This is a genomic window from Mesobacillus subterraneus, from assembly GCF_000934845.1.
Lineage (GTDB): Bacteria > Bacillota > Bacilli > Bacillales > Cytobacillaceae > Mesobacillus > Mesobacillus stamsii.
Map to the genome: position 1 here is coordinate 1 of NZ_JXIQ01000101.1, position 22,886 is coordinate 22,886.

A 22,886-nucleotide genomic window follows, 5' to 3' on the forward strand; every position below is an offset into this window, starting at 1 on the left:
ATCTTTAGTTCCGTCTATATAGTGGTGTCATTTGACGCATTCTTCTTTTCCTCCTCAACCATTACCAGGCACTCATGCCGCCCTTTACATTCGTTACATTTTTAAATCCAGCTTTTTTCAATAACTTGCTTGCCTGGCTGCTTCGCATGCCACTCTGACAAATAACTACTACATCTTTTTCCTGAGAAAGTTCTCCTGTGCGATTTGCCAGCTGCTGAAGTGGGATATTTTTAAACCCTTTAATATGGTTCCCTTTGTATTCTCCAGGAGTTCTCACATCGACAAATTGAGTTCCAGCAGCCTTTGTCTTCACCATTTCGCGAAGCTGCGCTGTCGTGATCTGATTCACACCTTTCGTGGGAGCAAAGCGCCACCATAAAAACGCCACAGCTAAAACAACGATTAATACATTTAATACTACATCCATCCAGTTACACCTCATTAGCTTTATAGTAGTTCATATGGAGAAAAAAGGATTATCTTACTCTATCTTTATACCTATACGGGTATTTTAAGTGACAAAAATCACATTGTCAAGACAGAAATTGATTTATTTTCTGCTTTTGACAAGCAGGTCTACTGCATCGTTAACGGCTTGGGACGTCTCCCGTCCCTCCTGCAAATCAGTGATCAAGCATTGTTCAAGATTCTTGCTGACGATCAAGGCAATTGTGCGATCAACTGCAGAGCGGATTGCTGACAGCTGAGTTACGACTGACTTGCATTCTTCCTGTTCTTCTAATAAGCGGATGCTGCCCCTTACCTGTCCTTCAATCCTTTTCAGCCGATTGACTATTTCTTTATTGTACTCCACTTAAGCCACCTCCTATTGTGATGGTCCAGTAATGGTATAACCCTTGACATCATAGCCGTATTTTTTCAGCAATCTTGCTCCAAAATTTTTTTCGATTTCATTGGAAGCTATGAGGATAATTTGTTCGTTCGGAATTTCCTTAATATATCTTTTTAAATACCCACATGGAATATTAATTGCTCCATTGACGGGATTCTTAGCTGAATCCTGATAATCTCTCAGGTCGACAAATATTGCTCCATGCTCATCGCCATTTACCACTTGAAGATTCCTAACGGGTACATAGCGGTTGAAGATCAAGGTTAACAATAGGAGAACGATGATTAAACCTGTTAGCAACTACTCTTCACCTCTTATAAATTCTTGTTCATCACTGAACTTATAAGATAGATTTTATACCATTAGGGGTATAAAAGCAAGGGGCATGATGATATTTTTCTCAATAAAAAAGGGCGTAAACTATCTTTTTTGTTCAGAAACATTCTATTCTGCTGACTGCAAGAAAAAAACGATTGCCAATTTGGACTCTTACTTTGCGTCATCCCGTTGAATAGCATCGGCGATTTCCAAATGCAATCGAATTAACATGACTTTGCTATCAGTTGACAAAGATGATTCGATAATCCTCTTTGTTGCAAGATAGTATTTATCTTTCAGTGATTTTCTTGCGCGCGGATGAGTGTTCTCATCTTTTAAATCCCTTACTATCGCTCCTTTAAGAGTCTCTGCTGGCGTCTGAGCTGACCCGAGCCGACGATTGTTCCAAATCCTTCTGTACTCATCTAGCAATTGTTCATATTCTTCTGCCTTCATTTTTGTTGCCTCCTGGACGGTTTTCCGTGTCTGTACTTTGTATCGTTACATAATTGCGCAGGACAATGCAAAAAATAACGATAAATGACTGAAAAGGAGCTAAATTATGAGCAAACCATATCGTTGTCCTAATTGCAAGACCAATCGGACCAGATTCAATATGATTTCCCAGATTCCTCAGCCTGTTAAATTGAATCCGCAATCTGGCGAGATTGTTGAACAGTATTCGAATGACCAATTGGATCCCTTTCATCTTCCTTATAAAGGCCCAGAACTGAAAATCCAATGTGCTGCCTGCGGTCTAGTAGAGGATGAAAAAACCTTCGCCAAATTCGGCGAGCGGTAAGGCAAGATTCGCTTCGTCTAATTTACGAACTAACAAAATAGCGAAAATCTCCAGCAAAAGCTGGAGATTTTTAAGTTGCATTATGGCAGATAGGCACTCCCTCACGTTACTCGACGGTTATTTCGCCATCTCTTGCTTTAATACTTCAAGCGCCTTATGGATTTGCGGATCATTTTTGCTAAGCTGTTCTCGCAACGCATTCATTAGTTCGATTGTTGTGCTTCCTTTCAGAATCCCTGTTGGTTCGATCTTTTTTGATGTTTGAAATTTGCTGACTGCTTGCTTCGTTTTTTCATCAAAGAAACCATCTTCCCTACCTGGGTCATAACCAAGCGCCTTCAGCATTTTTTGAGCTGATTTTACTTGATCTGATGCGGTTGACACGGTCAATTCTGTTTCTGGGTCGATAAACGGCAGGGAAGCGTACTCTGGCATAGCCACTTCATAGTCTGGTTTAATACCCTTTTTATGGATCCAATTCCCTTTAGGTGTCAACCATTTATCTGTTGTAAATTTCATATTTGAACCGTCTAAAAAATCTTCTGCTCGCTGGACAGTGCCTTTGCCGAATGATTTTTCACCCACCAAAGGAACGTCGGCAGATTCACTAACAGCTCCCGCAAGAATTTCCGATGCGCTGGCGCTTCCTTTATCGATGACCACTACGAGAGGAAGTTCGTTGCTATTTTTATTTTCAGATGGATACTTCTTGACATTGCCATTGCGGTCTTCCACCTGAAATAGGATCTCTCCTTCAGGAACAAATAGACTTGATATTTTGATTGCCTGATCAAGAAGTCCGCCTGGATTTTGGCGAAGGTCCAAGACAAGCCCTTTCATCCCCTGCTTTTTTAAATCATTTAAAATAGTTACTAATTCATTCGAAGTGTTTTGTGAGAAATTCGTTATCTGCACTTTAGCAATTCCATCCTCAACCATCTCTCCATATACGGTTTCAATCGGAATCGTGTCTCGGGTGACCGTTATATCCACCAGTTTTTCTGCCCCTTGGCGAAGAATGGACAACTTTACATCAGTCCCTTTTTCACCCCTAATGAGCGCCACGGCTTCAGTCGTACTCATGCCTTGAAGACTTTTGCCGTCAACCGAGATTATTTTATCCTCTGGTTTGAGTCCTGCTTTTTCCGCTGGAGATCCTTTTAGGGGAGTGACGATGGAAATGGAGCCATCTTTCTCCTGAATTTCCGCGCCAATCCCCTCAAATGAGGACGACAGACTTTGATGGAAATTCTTCGCATCTTCTTGGCTCATATAATCCGAATACGGATCATCCAATGAAGAAAGCATGCCGTCAATCGCCCCATTGATCAGTTGGTCCTGATCAACATCCTGGTAATATTCCTTTTTCAATGTATCATATGCGTCGTAAAGCTTTTCAAATTCTTCCCTATCCTTGATAACCTGCACTGCTGGCTTGTCGTCGCCGAAAGCAAGCGCAAAAGTAGTAATTCCTGCAGTTAAAAAGACAAGAACAAACAACAGCATTGCAAAGTGGAACTTTTTAATCTGAAGAAAACTATTTTTGGTTTCTGTTTCTTCTGCCTTGTTCTGGCCATCAAGCTCTTGTTTGTTTTCTTCATTTTTATTTTGCTGATCCAACCTTTTCACCACTTTCCAATCAAGCTTAAAATCCTTAATGATTAGAATAACATTTTTAACGTGAATTTAACAGAAAAAAGGGCTTTAAATATGAAATATCCTAATGTGAATCAATTTCATAATTGCTTTATTCCTAAAACACAAAAAAGGCTGGCAATGTCCATTTCTTGAACTAGTTGCCAGCCTCTTTTAAAGTCTATTCTACATCGTAGCCTTGCTCTTCAACCGCTGCCTTCATTTTGCTAATTTCTGCTTTCGAAGCATCGTATTCTACTTCAGCAGTTCCCTCTGATAGTGAAACCATTACGCTAGCAACACCATCGACACCCATTATTGCGTTTTTGACTGCATTTTCACAGTGTCCGCAAGTCATACCTGATACTTGTAAAGTTGTTTTTTCCATTTTCATTCTTCCTCTCTTATTTAAAAATTTTATAACTTAATCCGCTTCAAACGAAGGGAGTTAGTCACTACAGAAACAGAACTAAATGCCATTGCCGCTCCAGCTAACCATGGCGCCAGTAGTCCCAAAGCAGCTATCGGGATACCAGCTGAGTTGTATGCCAGTGCCCAGAATAAATTTTGCCGGATGTTTCGCATGGTCTGTTTACTTAATGATATTGCTTTAGGAATCAAGGTCAATTCTCCACCAAGAATGGTAACATCAGCAGCTTCAATGGCGACATCGGTCCCTGTTCCAATCGCTATCCCGATATCGGCAAGGGCAAGGGCGGGTGCGTCATTGATTCCATCACCAACCATTGCGACTTTCATCCCTTTTAGCTGAAGCTCTTTCACATGGTTTGCCTTTTCTTCTGGCAGTACTTCTGCGATGACATGATCGACGCCGACCTGTGAGGCGATTGCATGAGCAGTACGCTTATTGTCACCGGTTAGCATATATACTTCAATGCCCATGGATTTTAGCTCTTCAATCGCCGTTTTGGCTGTATCTTTGACAGTATCTGCCACGGCAACTATCCCGTTTACTTCATGATCGATGGCAATCAACATGGCTGTTTTTCCATCCGTCTCAAGCTTCTCCAGCTGATCTTCGTATTTGTCAAATACGACTCCTGTTTGTTTCATTAATTTTCTGGTTCCGACTAGAACTTTTTCGCCCATGATAACTGCTTGAATTCCGTGTCCTGGTATCGCGGAAAATTCATCGACCTGAACGACGTCAATTTGATTTACGGAGCCATACTCTACAATCGCCTCAGCAAGAGGATGTTCTGATGACTTCTCGGCTGATACCAAATACTGAAGGACCTTTTCTTTTTCGCCAAAAATTTCTATATCGGTTACACTTGGTTTCCCTTTAGTAATTGTTCCCGTTTTATCAAGAACAATCGCATTAATTTTGTGGGTAGTTTCTAAGTGCTCGCCGCCCTTAAATAAGATCCCATTTTCCGCACCTTTCCCTGTTCCCACCATAATGGAGGTTGGGGTTGCCAGTCCAAGTGCACAAGGACAGGCGATAACGAGTACAGCAATTGCTGTTTCAAGGGAAGATGCAAAATCTCCCGGGGTGATCAAGAAATACCAGACAAGGAATGTGACGAGCGCTATCGCAACGACGATTGGTACAAAGATACCGGAAATTTGGTCTGCTACACGCTGGATTGGCGCCTTACTTCCTTGTGCATCTTCAACTACCTTGATGATGCCTGCTAGGGCAGTGTCTTTCCCTACCTTAGTTGCCGTCATTGTCAAGGTACCATTTTTATTGATTGTTGCACCGATTAAAGTATCGCCTGCAGATTTTTCAACTGGGATAGACTCCCCTGTAATCATAGCTTCATCGACTGCTGACTGTCCAGTTACCACCTTGCCATCTACCGGAATTTTCTCTCCAGGCTTCACAAGGACTGTATCATTGACTTTTACATCCTCGATCGGGATTTTTATCTCCTCGCCATCTCTGATAACGGTCGCTTCCTTCGCCTGCAGGTTTAAAAGCTTCGAAATTGCTTCGGTTGTGCGACCTTTTGCAAGCGCCTCGAACAGTTTTCCAACAAGAATCAGAGTGATCAGTACTGCGCTCGTTTCAAAATACAAATGAGGCATATAGTTCGGATTGCCGATTGTTTTGATAGCTTCTACAAGACTATAAAAATAGGCAGCGGAAGTACCAAGAGCAACAAGGACATCCATATTGGCGCTTTTGTTTTTTAACGACTTATAGGCACCTACATAAAATTGGCCGCCAATCCAGAATTGGACTGGTGTCGCCAGTAGCAATTGAAACCATGGATTCATCAGCAGCTGCGGCATCGGCAAGCCAGTATCCCAAGGAGAATGACCAATCATTGTGTACAACAGCGGAAGCGACAAAAGAATGGAGAGCAATAATTTCCTTTTCTTCGCGTGAATTTCCTCTTCTTTTTGCAATGCCTTTGCTTCCCGCTGAACCTTTTCCTTGGCATCATAGCCAAGATTCTGTATCTTTGCGATAATTTGATCCACCGATAGGACCGCACTGTTGAACTCTACTGTTGCAGATTCAGTAGCCAGATTGACAGTGGCTGACTTCATTCCACCCATTTTGTTCAGAACCTTTTCAATCCTGGTGGAACAGGCCGCACAGGTCATGCCGAATACATCCAAATCCATTTTATCGACTCTGACGCCATACCCTAGATCATTTATCTTGGCAAAAATTTCATCTGTTTTGATTTTTTCGTTATCGTATTGTACGGAGGCACTTTCCATCGCCAGGTTTACAGTTGCTTCGACCCCATCCATTTTATTGAGGATTTTTTCAATCCTTGTGGAGCAGGAAGCGCACGTCATGCCTGTAATATCAACAGTCATTTGTTCTTTCATCCATTACACCCCGTTTCCCACTGATTTTCGTTTTGTTATTGTTTCTTCACCATTTACTATACCCCTGTATAGTATATTAATCAATGAAAATATTTGTTTCTTCTTTGCAAAGTTGAGTGATTTTTCGGATGTAAATCGGGGTATGTTGCGAAATTGAGCTTGTTTAAATCAAAAAGCCCGACTTGCAGTCAGGCCCTCCTATATTTTCTTGACGTTATCAAAATATTCTTCAAGCGTCCAGCTATTCTTATAAATTTCTGTTGCCACTTTGATGCCAACATACCGAAAATGCCATGGTTCATACATATAGCCGGTCAAATCTTCCTTTCCTTTTGGATATCTTAGGATAAAGCCATATTTATGAGCATTGTTGGCCAGCCAAATTCCTTCTTTTGTTGATCCAAATTGTTCATTCAGATTAAATTGATTGCTTCTGCTTGAGATATCCATTGTCAAGCCTGTTTGATGTTCACTGGTTCCGGGCTTTGCGACTGCCTCGAGCGCCTTTTCTTCCCCTACATGATTAACCTCAGCTTTGAACAGTGTTTCCTGTCTGGCATATGATCGGTACCCGGAAACGGCAGCTAGTTCCATTCCTTCTTTCCTAGCTGCTGCGAACATGGTTTCCATTGCTTCCGCTGCCTCTTTCCTCATTAAGCTCTTTTCAAGCTTTGCATCTCCAAAAGAGAATTGTACTTTCGGCCTGACCAAGTCTTTGGGAATATAATTTCCCGGCAATCCAAAGATCTTATTGACAAGCGCCAATGTGTTCTGGGGGTTTTGAATTATATTTTTCCCATCCGCATTCTGAATCACATTAAAATAGGCAGCTTCAAGTGTCAATCCTTCTTGTTCTGGCTTCTGTTGCTGTGGAGTTTCGGGTTCCGTGTTGGTCTTTTCTGGCTGCGAGACTTCTGTTGGCAGCTCTTTCTGTTTATCTTTTACAACTAATTTTTCACCCAAATAAGGTATTTTCTCTAAATAAGGCTCCACAGGTGCACAGCCAATTAACAATATCGGTATCGCGATTGCAAGAACAATTTTTTTCATTATTTCCACCCATCTTTAAACTTTTAAACAATACCATCATTCTAACATTTTTCAGCAAACTTACGAATGGCCTTTTTTCCCATTAACGAATAAAACCCTTTCCTGAGGAGGAAAGGGTATTCAAAAATGATTATTCTTTGATAGCTGCTTCAAGTGCTACTTCGATCATGTCATTAAAGGTTGTTTGGCGTTCTTCTGAGGTCGTTTCTTCCCCCGTCAAGATATGATCACTGACTGTCAGGATCGAAAGAGCTTTGCGATTGAATTTTGCCGCCAGAGTATAGAGGGCTGTGGTTTCCATTTCAACCGCTAAAATTTGATACTGGGCCCATTTTTCTAATTCTGCATGATCATTGTAGAACTGGTCAGCTGTGAAAACATTGCCCACTTTAAGGTTCAAGCCTTTTTCCAGGCCGGTGTTGTAAGCTTTATATAACAAATCAAAGTTTGCCGTAGCTGCATAGTCCACTCCGCCAAAAGTAAGACGGTTCATTTGCGAATCAGTGGATGCGCTCATTGCCAAAATAACGTCGCGGACTTTGACATCCTTTTGGATAGCTCCACAAGTGCCCACGCGTATTAGGTTTTGTACATTATAACCAGTCATCAACTCATTGATGTAGATGGAAATGGATGGCACTCCCATGCCAGTTCCTTGCACAGAAACCCGCTTTCCTTTGTAAGTCCCTGTGTATCCAAACATATTTCTGACTTCATTATATAACCTTGCATCATCAAGGAATGTTTCGGCAATGTATTTTGCCCTCAACGGATCCCCGGGAAGCAATACGGTTTCTGCAATTTCATTTTCTTTCGCACCAATATGTACACTCATTCAAATAATCCTCCATCCTATAGATTGCTACCTCAAAACTATACCATAATATAGTTAAGCAGGAAAATCTTCGTTTCATGACAATTTTGTTAAAAGAGCAAGCTAGGAATAGCTTTACCGAAGCTGAAATAAAACATTCTCTAATACAGAGTACTTAAAAAAAGACATGAAGGAGATTGAGCTAATGGGTAAAAAACATCGCAATCGCATCAATTCACCTAAGAAAAACAACCATATCCCACCTGAAGCAATCGCTGCCGAGCAAGAAGCACACGGCAAGGAATTTTCAGCTAAAGGACGAAAGAAACAAGGATAGAAAAATGACGATGAAGCTTTGGCTTCATCGTCACATGAAAATTTTCAGCAGTATCGTACAATTGTATCCTGAAGCTTTTGCTGCAAGGTTTACATTTTCTTTGATCAATAAAAAGGCTGATTCATCGAAATCAGCCCTTTCCATCTGTGTTCTTCTCAATCCATTTCATCCTTCTCATCGATGATGCATTTTTCAATCAGATATTCAAAGGTGATATCCGCGATTTCTTCTAGTTCTTCCTCCGTGGGAACGTATCCCCTTTTTACCAGTTCATGAAAGAAAAATTCAGCAATCTCCTCTGTATCGATTATAACCTCAATCTCTTTCACAGATTCGCCCCCCTTTATTCCAAATGTATGATAGATTCCCCTGTTTCATGCCGAGTATGATCGTTTCTCAGAAAATTGTTCTGACCTTTTTTGGACAAGCATAGAATGGAATAAATCAATGACGGGGTGATGTTTCATGAAGGCAATAGTTACGTTTACAGAGATGTTCGTTAAGGATGTCAATAAAGAAAACAGTGTGATTGTTGAGTTATTTGGCAGAATCGTAAATGTCCTATTTAAGATTTTTCTATCGGCTGGAATTCCCTATTTTATTTATTTACTGCTCGAGTTTTCAAATCGTTTTTAAACATGGCTTTTTCCATCATTGTTAACAAGCATGGACAGCTTGCGGATGATCACTCGCATTACATGGGCATACTCCTCATCTTTGAACCATTTATATAATATCCGGTAGTCATTGTAAATATCAAGCAAATGATCAATTGTCATCCTTCTACTATTGATTTTTCGCAATTCTTCCTTTTCCCCTGCACGGGGCTGACGGGATATTTTATCGAGGTTTCCCGATGGCTTCACGTCTTTCTTAGAAGAAAACAAAAATCCCAGTTTTTGAATAAAGGTGTCTGCACTTTCCGAATCTGCCACGAGTTTCAGTTCTTCTTCTCCAGCTTCAAGCCATTCCCCATCATGAATCCTCGAGAGTTCATATATTACATCCTCCCAAGCATCTTCCTTATAACGCCATATTTCCGTCCTGAAACCAACCACTCTAAACAAGTCCGAATCATATCCTTTTACATGGACGATATCGCCGAAGAAGTATTTATACTCGATATCGATCTTTTCCTGCTCGATCAGCTTCCCTTCATATTCAGAGATCCGCTGCAAACTGGTTTCTAAATACAAACCTTCGCTCTTATTTATCTCATATACATGAAGGCCATCAAGCCACTTTATATCGGTCACTTTCCCAACGGTACCGTAAATAGTGATCACGACTGTATCACCAATGTGAAACTTAGGTTGCTTCCGTTTTTCCATTTCCTCCATCTCCTAAAACGATGAGTCGTGAATTGTGTTACCACAGTATATGCACCATTCTAAAAAATCGCCACGCCCAGCTGGAGGATGAATGATACTTGAATATATTTTCGCCTGTTCAGCTTTCTGTTAAAATATATTCCTCCCATGCCTCATCAAAGACAGACATGCTTTCAGGATATTGTCCGTTCATTTCCAAATAGGAACTTATTTCATCATAGTTTTCGGAGTTTTTTGGAAAGGCTAGATCATCGTAAGCAGCGTTTGCGAACCTGCTGATCGCTTCCATTGGTTTTGTGGACCGATATTTCATCAGAAAGTGATAAAAACTTTTATACATATATGAACGCCTGCCTAATGATATAATTTGTCTGTCCATACTATATCGAATTGTTCACTGTCCGTCCACATATAAGAAAGCTTTGAGCACCTTCCCAATCTGAAAAGGTGCCGCTTTTATTGCCATCTTGCTGATTTTTCCATCTCCAGCAATGCCCATATACTATTCATCATTAAAATTGCCACAGTTCATGATGTAAAATCAAAGTAATTTCGCTTCAGTAATCTTGGCTGTTCCATCAATTCTTCGAAGGTGATGATTTTGGCCAGTTTTTTCGTGTCGATTAAGAACAACTGGTCTTCGATTTCCTTTGTGATCCATTCAGTCTGGTATGTCATTTGACAGTCAAGACAATGGACTGCTGGTGTACCCTCAATTTCGATTGCTTTCGTTCCATCCGGAAGTTCCCAATATACTTTGTCTGTGACTGGTTTGATCTTTTCACTGCTGCACCATTCGCACTTTGTCATGATTCACTTCCCTCTCCTGTTGAGAACGTCTCCTGGGATTCTTGTTCTTGAGTTGTTTTTATTTGTTGTGCTCTGAATTTCTTTTCTTTCAGTTCATCCCGCTTTTCCCGTCTATCCTTAAGGGATGCATGAGCTGGGTCTTCCTCGTACTTTTCACGGCGATCAATCCTGCTAAGTCCTTCTGGAAGTAAGTTGAATTCACTGTCATTCATAATGGCTGCAATTCCAGTATTGGATTTTTTCTGCTCGTAATCAGGATATACCTGTTTAAAGTATCCTTCCGCTTTGCCTGGAACATAATTTTCAGGTTCAGGATAAGAGGTAATGACACCTTCGAAATTTCTCAGCACAACTTTTTCCGGACTTTGGGAAATCAAATAGTTTGGCTGCAAGGAGATTTTTCCTCCTCCACCAGGTGCATCCACTACAAATGTAGGTACGGCATAACCGGATGTATGGCCTCTTAAGCCTTCGATAATTTCAAGACCCTTTGTCACAGGAGCACGGAAATGGCCAATCCCTTCGGATAGATCGCACTGGTAAATATAGTAAGGGCGTACGCGCATTTTCACAAGGTCATGCATCAGCTGTTTCATGATGGCGACACTGTCATTAATGCCTGCAAGGATGACCGATTGATTTCCAACGGGAACGCCTGCATTTGCAAGCATTTCACAGGCCCGTTTTGAGTCCTCGGTAATTTCGATTGATGTATTGAAATGGGTATTCAGCCAAATCGGATGATATTTTTTGAGGATGGAACAGAGATTCTCGGTAATGCGCTGCGGAAATACGACAGGTGCCCGGGTACCTATGCGGATGATTTCCACATGATCAATTTCGCGCAAATTTTTCAAAATATACTCAAGGATGTTGTCGTTGATCAGTAGGCCATCGCCACCTGAAATTAGCACATCGCGTACTTCTGGAGTGTTCCTAATATAGTTGATTGCCGCATCCAGCTGTTTTTTTGCAACCCCCATGCCGATTTGTCCAGAAAATCTGCGGCGGGTACAATATCGGCAGTACATAGAACATTGATTGGTAACAAGGAACAATACCCTGTCAGGATATCGATGAGTCAAGCCTGGTACAGGCGAATCCTCATCTTCGTCCAGCGGATCTTCTAAATCGTATTTTGTTTTGTGGATTTCCTTGGATATAGGGACGGACTGCATCCTTACCGGGCAGCGAGGATCATCTGGATTCATTAGTGAAGCATAATAGGGTGTGATATTGAGCGGGATCGTTTTTGTTGAGATCCGGACTCCTTCTTCTTCTTCAGGAGTCAAATGGATGACTTTTTTCAAATCATCTAGCGTCCTGATTGTATTGGTAAGCTGCCATAGCCAGTCATTCCATTGCTCTTCGGTTACATCTTTCCAGAGCTCGATCTCTTTCCAATGCCTTGCTGGCTTATATAATGTTTGTTTCATTCCGTTTCCCCCTAACTTTTGATACGTTTTTATAATGCAAGTTTCATGCCATAATAGTCCAATATATCGAAATCCATCATTCCCGTTGTGATAGAAAGCACTTATTCTGGTAAGAAAAGCGCTGGAGCTGAACAATTCTCAGAGGAATTTTATATTTTCTTATTCTTTTAAAAAAATAACCTGCCGAAAGTTCGGCAGATTATGACTCAATGGATATTTAATTTCTTTATTTTGTATTGCAGAGTTTGTCTTGGAATATCGAGCAGAATTGCTGCCTGGTGGATTTTTCCTCCGGATATTTCAAGCGCATTCCTGATCAATTGCACTTCAAATTCCTTCAGATTTTCTCGCAATGCCAATCCAGAAATGCTGTTCCCTGGCTTTTGGGCAAAATTTTTCAACATTAGTGGAAGATCAGCAACAGTCAGTTGGTCCCCTTCACAGACATTCATCATGTACTCAATTGTATGCTTCAGTTCGCGTACATTTCCAGGCCAAAGATGGGTAAGGAAAGTAGACTTCACATTTTCATCCAACCCGGTAACCTGCTTCCTCAACTCAAAATTGTAATGGCTTATAAAAAGTTCGCTCAAAAAAAGGATGTCTTCCTTTCTCTGCCTTAAAGGAATCAATTCGAACGTTAAAACATTTAGCCGATAAAAGAGGTCGGTCCGCAGCTTGTTTTCTTCCATCGCCTTCTTCGGGTAGACATTCATCGCAGAGATGACCCTGACATTCACCGACGTCACTTTCGTGCTTCCGATTCTTCTGACTGCCCCATCTTCCAAAACGCGCAGCAATTTAGCCTGGAGGTCGAACGGCATCGAATTCAGCTCATCGAGAAATAGCGTCCCTCCGTTTGCCAGCTCGAAAAGTCCTGGCCTGTCCACCGCTCCGGTATAACTTCCTTTAGAGGTTCCAAATAGAATACTTTCCAGCAGGTTTTCGGGTATGGCGGCACAATTTTGGGTTATGAACGGGCCTGATACCCGCTTTGAAGCATGATGGATGGACTGGACGAAGAGTTCTTTCCCAGTACCGCTTTCCCCATAAACCAGAATGGGAGAATCAGATTTCGCCAGTTTTTCAGCCTTTTTTTTGACGTTTATAAACGACTGATTTATCGTCAGCACGTCACGGAACGTATAGCCGACCTGCTGCTTTACAGCCATGCCATTCCGGGGTGTTAAATCCTTTTGGATTTCGACCAGACGTTCAGAAAGCTGTTTTATCCTCGAATAATCTTTGGCAATCTCAACAGCCCCTATCAGTTCTCCCTCGACAAAAATTGGCAGAGTTGTATTGACTGTTTCAATTTTCCTTCCGTGCAAATTAACAAAGGCTTGTGTTTCATGATAGATCGGCTTTTTTGTTTCGATCACCTTCAATAAGGTGCTGGATTGATTATTCAGTGAAGGAAAAACACTCAAGAGCGGCTTCCCAATAACTTCGCTAATTTTCAATCCATCATGGGTTGCTGCCACTTGATTATAAAATATCGTGATACCTTCTGTATTGACGACATGGATAGCCTCATCGATGCATTTCAATATTGCGCTCAAGATTTCTTCGGTAACATTGAATACGGAATTCAAGCCATCACACTCCCATATTAAGTATAGGACAGAATGCCGAAAAACTGTCTTCTACTGCCTAAAATTTGGCGCTTTTGCCAAATCCTTCGACCAAACGTTCATATTTTCCATTTTATTGTAAATATAAACATTGTTCACCAGCCTGCCACGATAGGCATAGCCCAATTGATGCAATGCCGCATTCATACCGAATGATAATGACCTCGCAATGGAATAAGCGCAAAAGATCCCTTTCTCGATCAGTTCTGCCTCTATGCGAGCGAGGAGGACTTTCATCAAGCCATGCTTCCTATGCTCTTTTGCTGTCGCGCAATCAGTTATTTCCGCATTTTTGTAAAAAAGGTCCACATCAGCGGAAGCCGCGCTTACAATCTGGCCATCATGGACAAATCCATAGTAAATACTGCCTTCTGTCATTGTTTTGACAATATAATCCGGGTCGTTTAGCGGGGTTGGATAGATTTGAAAGACTTCTTTGTATAACTTGGATAAGCCGTGGACATCTTCTTGATCCAGTTTCTTCATCACATATGCACCGGGAAGAGGGGGCTTCTCGTCGGTCTCAGCCAACCGAAAGACCGTTTTTATGATTCCCTCCTCTTCGGTCCAATGCGGTGTTGCTTTTCTTTCATCACTAAAAAACTTTGAAAAGAACAGGCAATCAGAACCAAGGAAAAAACCATCAATGCTTGCCTCAAAACGATACCCATACTCAAGTAGCTGTGTAAAATGTTCTCTTCTTCCTTTAATAATCAATTTATCAACCTTTTCGTTCGTTGCAAGCTCTTCTGCTCGTTTCAAAACTTCTGATAAGTTGCCCAAATAATCTTCTACTCTCACTCGTTTGTTTTGTTTGTCGAGATAAACAGTCATCTTGCTATTCGTATTTGATACAACGATCGTTTCCGCTAAACGCATTGCCATTCCCCCATGTGTCTGTAGATGAAAAGCCTGGCTTTCAGACCAGGCTTGCGGTTCAATCTAGTTTGAATGATACAAGCTTCAGTTCAGTCATTTCTTCAACAGCGTACTTGACTCCTTCCCTTCCGGTCCCGCTTTGTTTGACACCACCATAAGGCATATGGTCAACCCGGAAAGTTGGAATATCATTGATCATCACACCGCCAACGTGCAGATTCTTGGCCGCACGGAAAGCTTTTTGAAGATCATTCGTATAAACACCTGCCTGAAGGCCAAACTGCGATTCATTGACCTGGGTGATGGCATCATCAAAGTCTTTGTATGTGTTGATATGGACAACTGGCGCAAAAACTTCCTCACAGGAAATTTTATCAGTCGGTTTTGCATTCAGAAGCACAGTAGGCTTTAAGACCTGCTGTTCGCTCTCCCCACCGAGGACAAGCTCGGCTCCTTGCCCCACTGCATCGTGGATCCAGGATAGGGCCCTTTGCACATCCCCCGCACTGATCATGGCAGCGACATCTGTTTCTTCTTCCATTGGGTCGCCCACTTTAAGGCGCCCTGCTTCTTTGACGAACTGCGAAACAAATTCCTCGGCAATATTTTCATGGACGTAAATTCGCTGGATCGATATGCAAACCTGCCCCTGATTTGAGAAGGCTCCCGTCACGATTCTTGGCATTGCCTTACTAAGGTCTGTTCCTTCGTCGACAATCAATGCAGAGTTCGCACCTAGTTCAAGCGTTACTCGTTTCAATCCAGCCTTTTCACGAATATACGTACCGACTTCGGGACTACCGGTAAATGTCACTTTTTTCACACGATCGTCGGTAATCAAGACGTCGCCGACACTTTTCCCGCTGCCCGCCACTACATTAAGGGCACCTGCCGGCAATCCTGCCTTATGGAAGTATGAGGCGATTTTAAAGGCAGATAATGGCGTCTGGCTCGCTGGCTTCAGAACGACTGTATTTCCCGCTGCAATCGCTGGTCCGACCTTATGGGCAACGAGGTTCATCGGAAAATTAAATGGGGTAATCGCGGCGATGACCCCAAGCGGCTCTTTAACCGTATAGGCGATCCGACCCTCGCCACCAGGAGCTGCATCCATTGGGATTGTTTCTCCTTGAATTCTTCTCGCTTCTTCTGCGGCAAATGTATAGGTCATGATAGTCCGGTCGACCTCTGCCCGTGCTGCTTTCAATGGTTTGGAGGATTCCTCAACGATCAGTTTGGCACATTCTTCTCGGTCTTCGGCGATATAATCGGCCACTCTTCGAAGAATATCGGCGCGGTTATAGGCATTCATTTCCGCCATTTGCCCCGCCGCTTCAGCTGCAGAGTCGATTGCTCTGATTACCTCTGCGCTAGTAGCATCTGCTACTTCGGCTATTTGACCTCCTGTATAAGGATTAAACAATGGACGGTAATTTTCCGCTTCCACATTTTCTCCATTGATCCATAAATTCTGTTTCATCTTATCCCTCCTGCTGCTTGCAGCATTCAAAAATCACTGACTCAAGGACATCAAATCCTTCCTCCCTTTGTTCGTCCGTAATAACAAGCGGAGCAAGAAGCCTGATGACGTTGCCATAAAGGCCTGCGCTCATTAAAATCAATCCGCGCTGATGAGCCTTCGCAAGTATTTCCTTAACAATCTGTCCATTCGGCTGACCGGTTTGATCGAAAAATTCGAGTGCGCACATTGCTCCTAAAGACCGGATTTCGCCAATTTCAGAGAATTGCTTTAACAGCGTTCCAAATCTTTCCTGGAATTTTTCCCCAAACAAAATTGCTTTTTCGAGAAGGTTTTGCTCCTGTATCATTTTAACGACTTCTATTGCTGCAACACATCCGAGAGGACTTCCGCCATACGTTCCGCCAATTTCCCCAACCCCGGCGGAATCCATGATTTCAGCCCGCCCTGTCACCGCGCTGATTGGAAGTCCGGCTGCTATTGATTTTGACATGGTGATCAGATCTGGTACCACTCCGAAATGTTCCATTGCAAACAGCTTTCCTGTCCTGCCAAAACCAGTTTGAATTTCATCCGCAATAAAGAGAATTCCATACTGTTCACATATTTTTTTTACAGCCTGCACAAAAGTCTTTGAAGGGATGTTAAATCCTCCTTCCCCCTGGACAGGTTCCATGATCACCGCGGCTATTTCTGTTCCTGGCACCTCACTCTGGAAGAATAGCTCAAACTTCTTCAAAATAGATGCATCTAGCTTCTCCGGAGACATGCTTTTCTCCTGCGAATAGACAGGATATGGCCATTTATAGGTTTCTGGTGCAAATGGACCGAACTGGTACTTGTATGGTTTCACCTTACTAGTCAGTGACATTGCCATATAGGTCCTTCCATGGAATGCACGCTCAAACGAAATAATTCCTTTTCTGCCGGAAAATTTCCTGGCAATTTTCACCGCATTCTCGACTGCTTCGGCACCGCTGCTCAGGAAAAAAGTTTTTTTGTCATGATCGCCAGGGGTAATGTCGTTTAGCAATTCCGCCAGTTCAATATAAGGTTCATACATCATCACATGAAAACAAGGATGGAGATAACGGTCAATTTGTTTATGAAGTGCAGTCACAACTTCAAGCGGACAATGCCCGACATTCAGCGTCCCGATTGCCCCTGCAAAGTCAATGAATCTGTTCCCGTCAACATCCGTTAATAATGCACCCTCTCCGCTTTCAGCAAACGATTTGATCGTATTAAATGGACCTCCGGGAATATTTTTCTCTTTTCTTTCCAGCAGTGCCTTCGCCTTCGGACCCGGAATAGCAGTTTTGATCCTGATAGCTCCCACTTTTTGACTCCTCCTAATCGATATGGTAGCAGGTTACTGAATAATTTTTCTGCTTCGTTTCTTCCTTCCTTCCTTCCCCAATGTTAGTAATGCCTGCTATTCACTGATTTCACACCATTTAAGCAAAGTGAGAGCAATGATTTCCGCCGAATCAAAGACATCCTCTAGCTTGATATATTCGTTTGCCTGATGTGCCATTTCCGTGACCCCTGGCCCAAAAACCACAACCGGGATTCCACCAATTTTTGAAAGGATGCCGCCATCTGTCGCCCAAGGAGAGGCTTCAATGAAAGGTTTCTGTATTTTGACAGCTGTGTAACTTTCAGATAGGACTCGAACCAGTTCATGCTCTGGATCCAGATCGCCCGGTACCCAGCTTGCACCAAACCAGTCTAGTTTAGGCTTGTGTATTCTCAGCCAAGCGTCCATGACGCTGACATCGGAGAGCGCTTCAGCCATTTCCCGTTTGGCTTCCTCCTGTGTTTCATTTGGGGCAACCCCCATCCTGCCTTCAATAATCGCCAGGTCAGGAACGGAGGAAGGCCAGTCACCGGCATGTAGTTTGCCGATATTGATCGGAATTGGTATTGGAATGTGATCAAAAAATGGATCCGTTATTCTCTCGTTTCTCTCCTTCTCCAATGTTCTCAGTCTATCAATTACCAGCATCGCTTTTTCAATCGCATTGATTCCTTCATAGCTTGTGCCGCCATGGGCACCTTTGCCTTTAACTGCAATCCTAAACCACATAGAGCCCTGCTGCTTAGGAAATAGTTTCATGTTCGTTGGCTCCGGAATGATTGCTGCCTCTGCCTTATAACCTCTTAATACGGCAGCAAGCGACCCTGCCCCGCCGCTTTCTTCTTCGATTACGCTCTGGAAAATGACATCTCCTTTTAACTTGATCCCTGTATTTTTTATCGCTTCTATCGCCATCAGCAAGGAGGCAGTACCGCCCTTCATATCCGTCGAGCCTCGGCCGTAAAGCTTGCCACTTTCAATATATCCGCTGTAAGGATCCCGATGCCAATCGTTGCTATCACCGGCGGGAACCACATCGATATGACCATTCAGGATCATTGATTTCCCTCCGCCCGTTCCCCTCATGATTCCAACCGCATTTGGGGTACCTTTGAAATTGCTGCGATCAGAGCAAAACGCTGGGTGGCTAGCAAGTCCGTCCCCTCCGATTTCCCAGATATCCATTTCGAGGCCTAACTCACGGCATTTTTCAATTACAACAGCCTGAGCTTTGCTTTCTTCTCCCCTTGTACTTGGTTCCTGTACCATTTTTTGTAATAGACGTGTTCCCTTGATTCTAATTTCCTTAATATATTTCCGCACCTTTTCCTCAGCAACTTGCACGGTATCAATTCCTTTCATAATCAATAAACCGGAGATTCTCAGCAATGGAAAATTCACAGGCTGTTTTAGCTGTAACCTCAGCAATGGTATATGGCGCAAAAAGTTCAGAAAGAATCATGGAGCCTTCCTTTATTTTAAAAACTGCCAGGTCGGTGATCACGATATCGACACAGTTGGAGGCAGTCAGTGGCAAAGAACATGACTTTACCAATTTGGACACCCCGTTCTTGTCGGTGTGGTACATCAGCACAGCAACTTTCCTTGCCTTTTGAGCCAGCTCCATCGCCCCACCCATTCCCGGAACTTTTTTGCCGGGGACGATCCAGTTCGCAATGTCTCCTTTTTCGCTGACTTGCAAAGAACCGAGTATGGTGAGGTCAACGAGTCCTCGCCGAATCATTCCAAATGCCATCGCACTGTCACAATAGGAAGAACCTGGAATGGTCGTAACCGGAAACCCTCCAGCATTGCATAAATTTTCATCTTCCCATCCTTTTTCAGGCGATGCACCCATTCCAACTATTCCATTTTCGGCATGGAACATCACCTGTATGTTCCGGGGCAGATGGTTAGGCACTAGAGAAGGAATTCCAATGCCCAGATTGACTACCATCCCAGAAGTGATCTCCTCGGCAGCCCTCATAGCCATTCTATTTCTGACATCTATTCCCATGCCCATTTCCAATTCACCCCACAAGATGGAATCACCCTATCCACGAAAACACCAGGTATCACAATTTCCTCTGGGTCCAGACTGCCAAGCGGCACAATTTCCTCTGCCTCAGCTATAGTAATTTTTCCCGCCATCGCCACGAGCGGATTCGTATTCCTCGCGCTTTTATCGAAAACCAGATTTCCGAATGGGTCGGCTTTCTTTGCATAAACGATCGCGACTTCTGCTGTCAGCGCTGTTTCAATCAAATATTCCTTGCCGTTCAAAGTTAGCTTTTGTTTGTCCTTTGCAACAAACTCATGATCGACCCCAACATCCGTTAAAATAGCGCCAAGCCCCATCCCACCCGCTCTTATCCGTTCCATTAATGTTCCCTGCGGCGAGAACTCCACCTCCATTTCCCCCCTAGTCATTAGCTCTCCTGCAACAGGATTCGAGCCAATATGGGAGGCAATCACTTTCCTAGCCCTCTTTCGGCTGACAATTTTACCGATACCGATTTCTGGAAAACCTGTATCATTTCCAATCAACACAAGATTTTGAATGTTCTTATCTAGAATGCCCCCTATCAGAGCGGGAGGGGAACCGACTCCCCCAAACCCGCCAAACATCAAGGTCATTCCGTCATAGAAATATTCCATAGCCTGCTCAAGCGTCGTAATTTTTCCGAATGGATTTTCCATCTATTCATCCACTCCATTTTCCAAAGGAACCCCCAGTGTCTTATATACTTCGATGAATGTTGTTTGCAAAAGGGCAATCAGTTCGTCTATTTCACGCTTGGTTACGGTTAGTGGTGGTGCGATGATGACTGCGTCCCCTGACAGTCCATCAAGGCCGGCTCCCGCAGGATACAGCAATATTCCATGGTCTCTGCCTGTTCTAACAACCAGCTCCGTCAGTTTTACGCTCGGGTCAAACGGGATTTTCGCTGCAGGAAATTGGACAAACTCCAACCCAAAAAGCAAGCCTTTCCCCCGAACCTCTCCAATAAAGGGGAATTGGGTTTTTAAGCGATCGAGCTTATTTTTCAGATAAACAGACTTCGATTCTACCTCTTTTAAAATTTGATGGTTGTCAAGGTATTCGAGAACCGCTAAAGCAGCAGCACATGATTGAGGATTAGCGCTTAGAGTATGGCCGCTTATGATTACTTTGGAACCCTTGAGGATTGGCTCCATCACATGATCACTCACGACGGTTGCTGCTATTGGCGCATAACCTGCACCCATCCCCTTGCCAAGGGCAACAATATCGGGAATCGTATTCCAATGCTCTATGGCAAGCATGGGCCCAGTTCTGCCAAATCCTGTCATAACTTCATCAGCAATAAATAAGATGTGGTTTTCCTCGCAAATCCTTTTTATTGTTTTGTAGTAGTCTTCCGGTGGCGAGATCGCTCCCCCGGCAGCGCCAATCACTGGTTCTGCAATAAATGCGGCGATATGGTCAGCTCCGATCCTTTTTATCGCAGTTTCTAGCTCGATAGCGCATAAAAAACCGCATTCCGGCGCTGATTTTTGATAGGGACAGCGGTAACAATACGGAGGCGAAATCGTCGGAAACTCCTCAAGCAATGGCACAAACCTCGCTCTTCTTCCGGGATGCCCTGACATCGATAGTGCTCCAAGCGTGATACCATGGTAACTAACCCACCTTGAGAGAATTTTTGTTTTTGACTTGATCCCTTTTTCCTGCCAGTACTGGATTGCAATTTTCAGAGCGGTTTCGGTCGCTTCTGACCCACTGTTTACAAAAAAGCTCCAGTTCAGGTCACCAGGCAATAAATCAGCTAGTTTTTCAGCCAGCTTTTCTGCCGGTTCACTAGTGAATTGAGAACGATAAACAAATGAAACTCGCTTGGACTGTTCATGCATCGCCAGAATGATTTCCGGAACTCCGTGTCCAATGTTTGCCGTAACAGCCCCAGATGAAGCATCAAGATACCTCTTTCCAGCTTGATCAAAAAGATAAATTCCTTTCCCGTAGTCAATCTCCGGATAACTCTCATCCAGGGCAGGTTTGATTAAATAGGACGGCCGCATAACTTCACTCCATTCACCGCAATTAAAATCAAACGGATATTCTGTAAATTATATGAATCCAAAACGGGAATCTTTCTTATATAGGAAAAAAATCATCACACCATTTACAGCAAAACAACAAAGGGTCAACATTTAAATTCTGATATTACAAAAAAAGACACCTATTTTAGGTGCCCCATCAATGTCTATTCAGTTTGTTCAATAAAGATTTCTGTTTCCTCTTTATCTGCTTTTATGGTCGCAATAGATCCAATCGGCACGGTGGCGAATGGCTGAACATGTCCAATATTCACATTTGCGATGATCGGAATATTCCTTAATTCTTCTTTGCTCAAGATGATTTTTCTTAAGGCCTCTTCGGTAATATTAGAATTTTTTTGAAAACGACCAATCAAAAGAGCTTTTATCGAAGCGGCATCTGGAAGGTGAAGAAGTGACTGAAGGTCTCGATCAAAACTTCTGGAATGACTTTCTTCATCATCTTCCATAAACAGGATGCTATCTTTCAAGTTTGGCATAAATTCTGTACCTTGAAGCAGGTTCATGGTGCAAAGGTTGCCGCCAATCAACCTTCCCCGAGCTTCCCCTTCCCGAATGACCATATAGCCATCGTTTTCGTGGAATACCCGGTTTTCCTGTTCTAAATACCAGGCGTCATCTGACCATGTTTCAGAAGGAGAAATTTCATATGGTGCATCATTGGTAACTGCATCCAAAAATGAATCCAATGTATATTCCAGCCCATACTTCACGCCAAAAGTCGAAAAGTGCGGGCCTGAGTATGTTACCAGCCCGGTTTTCTGATAGATTGCCAGCTGCAACGCCGTTATATCGCTGTAACCGCATAAAATCTTCGGATTGCGAGCGATCAAATGAAAGTCTATGTATTTCAAAAGCTGATTGGAATTGTATCCGCCTATCGCCGTTAAAATTCCTTTTACATTCGGGTCGATAAATGCATCATGCAAGTCCTCGATTCGTTCCTCAATTGAGGAACTGTAAAACTCATCATGAGCATCAGCATTCTTGCCAAATGTCACCTTGAATCCAAGCTTCGTCAATCTTTCAACAGCCAGGTCCAGTTGGGCTTCCTTCAAAATGATCATGCTTGTCGCTGGTGCGATGATCCGAATTTCATCCCCAGGCATTAACTTTGGTGCAAACATATTCTCCCCGCCTCTTCTATGATATCTACTATTCTATCAGAAAAGCGCAAGCGCCTTGGTCAGCCCCGACAAGCGCTGCCCGCCTATAACGCCACGTCCTGTGGC

Annotated in this window: 27 protein-coding genes; 3 read left to right on the forward strand and 24 right to left on the reverse strand. The window is 43.1% G+C overall.

Annotated features, from left to right (window positions below; all coding sequences use genetic code 11):
* Positions 1 to 61: 61 nt before the first annotated feature.
* The 4 genes from UB32_RS13020 to UB32_RS13035 form a co-directional block, all read right to left on the reverse strand.
* Positions 62 to 427, reverse strand: a complete 366-nt coding sequence (locus UB32_RS13020; protein WP_044394388.1) for a rhodanese-like domain-containing protein — start codon at positions 425 to 427, stop codon at positions 62 to 64.
* 123 nt (positions 428 to 550) lie between these two features.
* Positions 551 to 814, reverse strand: a complete 264-nt coding sequence (locus UB32_RS13025) for a metal-sensitive transcriptional regulator (protein WP_044394389.1) — start codon at positions 812 to 814, stop codon at positions 551 to 553.
* A 12-nt stretch (positions 815 to 826) separates the two neighbouring features.
* On the reverse strand, positions 827 to 1,153 hold the full coding sequence (locus UB32_RS13030) for a hypothetical protein (protein ID WP_044394390.1): 327 nt from the start codon (positions 1,151 to 1,153) through the stop codon (positions 827 to 829).
* Between the two features lie 189 nt (positions 1,154 to 1,342).
* Positions 1,343 to 1,627 (reverse strand): hypothetical protein, encoded by a 285-nt coding sequence (locus UB32_RS13035; protein WP_044394391.1) that lies wholly within the window; start codon positions 1,625 to 1,627, stop codon positions 1,343 to 1,345.
* Positions 1,628 to 1,733: 106 nt separating this feature from the next.
* On the opposite strand from UB32_RS13035, the gene UB32_RS13040 reads away from it, so the two are divergent.
* Complete coding sequence (locus UB32_RS13040) at positions 1,734 to 1,973, forward strand: hypothetical protein (RefSeq protein ID WP_044394392.1); 240 nt, start codon at positions 1,734 to 1,736, stop codon at positions 1,971 to 1,973.
* A 117-nt stretch (positions 1,974 to 2,090) separates the two neighbouring features.
* Here the strand turns inward: UB32_RS13040 and UB32_RS13045 are convergent, their stop codons facing one another.
* From UB32_RS13045 to deoD, 5 genes are all read right to left on the reverse strand, one after another.
* On the reverse strand, positions 2,091 to 3,593 hold the full coding sequence (locus UB32_RS13045) for a S41 family peptidase (protein WP_044394393.1): 1,503 nt from the start codon (positions 3,591 to 3,593) through the stop codon (positions 2,091 to 2,093).
* 196 nt (positions 3,594 to 3,789) lie between these two features.
* Complete coding sequence (gene copZ, locus UB32_RS13050) at positions 3,790 to 3,996, reverse strand: copper chaperone CopZ (protein ID WP_044394394.1); 207 nt, start codon at positions 3,994 to 3,996, stop codon at positions 3,790 to 3,792.
* 29 nt (positions 3,997 to 4,025) lie between these two features.
* Entirely contained in the window at positions 4,026 to 6,422 is a 2,397-nt protein-coding gene (locus UB32_RS13055) for a heavy metal translocating P-type ATPase (protein WP_044394395.1), read from the reverse strand.
* A gap of 198 nt (positions 6,423 to 6,620) precedes the next feature.
* On the reverse strand, positions 6,621 to 7,472 hold the full coding sequence (locus UB32_RS13060) for a M15 family metallopeptidase (protein WP_044394396.1): 852 nt from the start codon (positions 7,470 to 7,472) through the stop codon (positions 6,621 to 6,623).
* 130 nt (positions 7,473 to 7,602) lie between these two features.
* Complete coding sequence (gene deoD, locus UB32_RS13065; RefSeq protein WP_044394397.1) at positions 7,603 to 8,307, reverse strand: purine-nucleoside phosphorylase; 705 nt, start codon at positions 8,305 to 8,307, stop codon at positions 7,603 to 7,605.
* A 184-nt stretch (positions 8,308 to 8,491) separates the two neighbouring features.
* Here deoD and UB32_RS20715 point away from each other — a divergent pair, with 184 nt between their 5' ends.
* Positions 8,492 to 8,623, forward strand: coding sequence for a hypothetical protein (locus UB32_RS20715; RefSeq protein ID WP_277813885.1), 132 nt, complete (start codon positions 8,492 to 8,494; stop codon positions 8,621 to 8,623).
* A 30-nt stretch (positions 8,624 to 8,653) separates the two neighbouring features.
* On the opposite strand, the gene UB32_RS20720 is transcribed toward UB32_RS20715, so the two are convergent.
* Together UB32_RS20720 and UB32_RS19525 are read right to left on the reverse strand one after the other, a co-directional pair.
* On the reverse strand, positions 8,654 to 8,782 hold the full coding sequence (locus UB32_RS20720; RefSeq protein WP_277813886.1) for a hypothetical protein: 129 nt from the start codon (positions 8,780 to 8,782) through the stop codon (positions 8,654 to 8,656).
* Positions 8,779 to 8,952 carry a YozD family protein gene (locus UB32_RS19525; RefSeq protein WP_084221838.1) on the reverse strand — a complete coding sequence of 58 codons (174 nt, stop codon included), beginning with the start codon at positions 8,950 to 8,952 and terminating at the stop codon, positions 8,779 to 8,781. The genes UB32_RS20720 and UB32_RS19525 overlap by 4 nt, the downstream gene beginning before the upstream one ends.
* A gap of 136 nt (positions 8,953 to 9,088) precedes the next feature.
* Here UB32_RS19525 and UB32_RS20050 point away from each other — a divergent pair, with 136 nt between their 5' ends.
* On the forward strand, positions 9,089 to 9,259 hold the full coding sequence (locus UB32_RS20050) for a hypothetical protein (protein ID WP_157841630.1): 171 nt from the start codon (positions 9,089 to 9,091) through the stop codon (positions 9,257 to 9,259).
* On the opposite strand, the gene UB32_RS13070 is transcribed toward UB32_RS20050, so the two are convergent.
* The 13 genes from UB32_RS13070 to UB32_RS13130 form a co-directional block, all read right to left on the reverse strand.
* Positions 9,256 to 9,954, reverse strand: a complete 699-nt coding sequence (locus UB32_RS13070; protein ID WP_044394398.1) for a hypothetical protein — start codon at positions 9,952 to 9,954, stop codon at positions 9,256 to 9,258. The genes UB32_RS20050 and UB32_RS13070 overlap by 4 nt on opposite strands.
* Before the next feature lie 118 nt (positions 9,955 to 10,072).
* Entirely contained in the window at positions 10,073 to 10,294 is a 222-nt protein-coding gene (locus tag UB32_RS13075) for a YozE family protein (RefSeq protein WP_044394399.1), read from the reverse strand.
* A gap of 188 nt (positions 10,295 to 10,482) precedes the next feature.
* Positions 10,483 to 10,764 carry a YokU family protein gene (locus UB32_RS13080; RefSeq protein ID WP_044394400.1) on the reverse strand — a complete coding sequence of 94 codons (282 nt, stop codon included), beginning with the start codon at positions 10,762 to 10,764 and terminating at the stop codon, positions 10,483 to 10,485.
* Positions 10,761 to 12,200 carry a lysine 2,3-aminomutase gene (gene ablA, locus UB32_RS13085; protein ID WP_044394402.1) on the reverse strand — a complete coding sequence of 480 codons (1,440 nt, stop codon included), beginning with the start codon at positions 12,198 to 12,200 and terminating at the stop codon, positions 10,761 to 10,763. Before ablA ends, UB32_RS13080 begins: the two co-directional genes overlap by 4 nt.
* A 206-nt stretch (positions 12,201 to 12,406) precedes the next feature.
* Positions 12,407 to 13,795, reverse strand: a complete 1,389-nt coding sequence (locus tag UB32_RS13090) for a sigma-54 interaction domain-containing protein (RefSeq protein WP_044394403.1) — start codon at positions 13,793 to 13,795, stop codon at positions 12,407 to 12,409.
* A gap of 51 nt (positions 13,796 to 13,846) precedes the next feature.
* Complete coding sequence (gene ablB, locus UB32_RS13095; RefSeq protein ID WP_044394405.1) at positions 13,847 to 14,713, reverse strand: putative beta-lysine N-acetyltransferase; 867 nt, start codon at positions 14,711 to 14,713, stop codon at positions 13,847 to 13,849.
* 58 nt (positions 14,714 to 14,771) lie between these two features.
* The gene (locus tag UB32_RS13100; protein ID WP_044394406.1) at positions 14,772 to 16,193 is read right to left on the reverse strand and encodes an aldehyde dehydrogenase family protein; all 1,422 of its coding nucleotides are present in this window, start codon (positions 16,191 to 16,193) and stop codon (positions 14,772 to 14,774) included.
* Between the two features lies 1 nt (position 16,194).
* Complete coding sequence (gene gabT / locus UB32_RS13105) at positions 16,195 to 17,532, reverse strand: 4-aminobutyrate--2-oxoglutarate transaminase (protein WP_084221839.1); 1,338 nt, start codon at positions 17,530 to 17,532, stop codon at positions 16,195 to 16,197.
* Between the two features lie 96 nt (positions 17,533 to 17,628).
* The gene (locus tag UB32_RS13110) at positions 17,629 to 18,915 is read right to left on the reverse strand and encodes a peptidase (RefSeq protein ID WP_044394408.1); all 1,287 of its coding nucleotides are present in this window, start codon (positions 18,913 to 18,915) and stop codon (positions 17,629 to 17,631) included.
* Positions 18,902 to 19,576, reverse strand: coding sequence for a 3-oxoacid CoA-transferase subunit B (locus UB32_RS13115; RefSeq protein ID WP_044394409.1), 675 nt, complete (start codon positions 19,574 to 19,576; stop codon positions 18,902 to 18,904). The genes UB32_RS13110 and UB32_RS13115 overlap by 14 nt, the downstream gene beginning before the upstream one ends.
* The gene (locus UB32_RS13120; RefSeq protein WP_044394410.1) at positions 19,561 to 20,253 is read right to left on the reverse strand and encodes a CoA transferase subunit A; all 693 of its coding nucleotides are present in this window, start codon (positions 20,251 to 20,253) and stop codon (positions 19,561 to 19,563) included. Before UB32_RS13120 ends, UB32_RS13115 begins: the two co-directional genes overlap by 16 nt.
* Positions 20,254 to 21,615: an aspartate aminotransferase family protein gene (locus UB32_RS13125; RefSeq protein ID WP_044394411.1), complete on the reverse strand. Its 1,362-nt coding sequence runs from the start codon at positions 21,613 to 21,615 to the stop codon at positions 20,254 to 20,256.
* 185 nt (positions 21,616 to 21,800) lie between these two features.
* Entirely contained in the window at positions 21,801 to 22,781 is a 981-nt protein-coding gene (locus UB32_RS13130; RefSeq protein ID WP_044394412.1) for a S66 family peptidase, read from the reverse strand.
* Between the last annotated feature and the right edge of the window lie 105 nt (positions 22,782 to 22,886).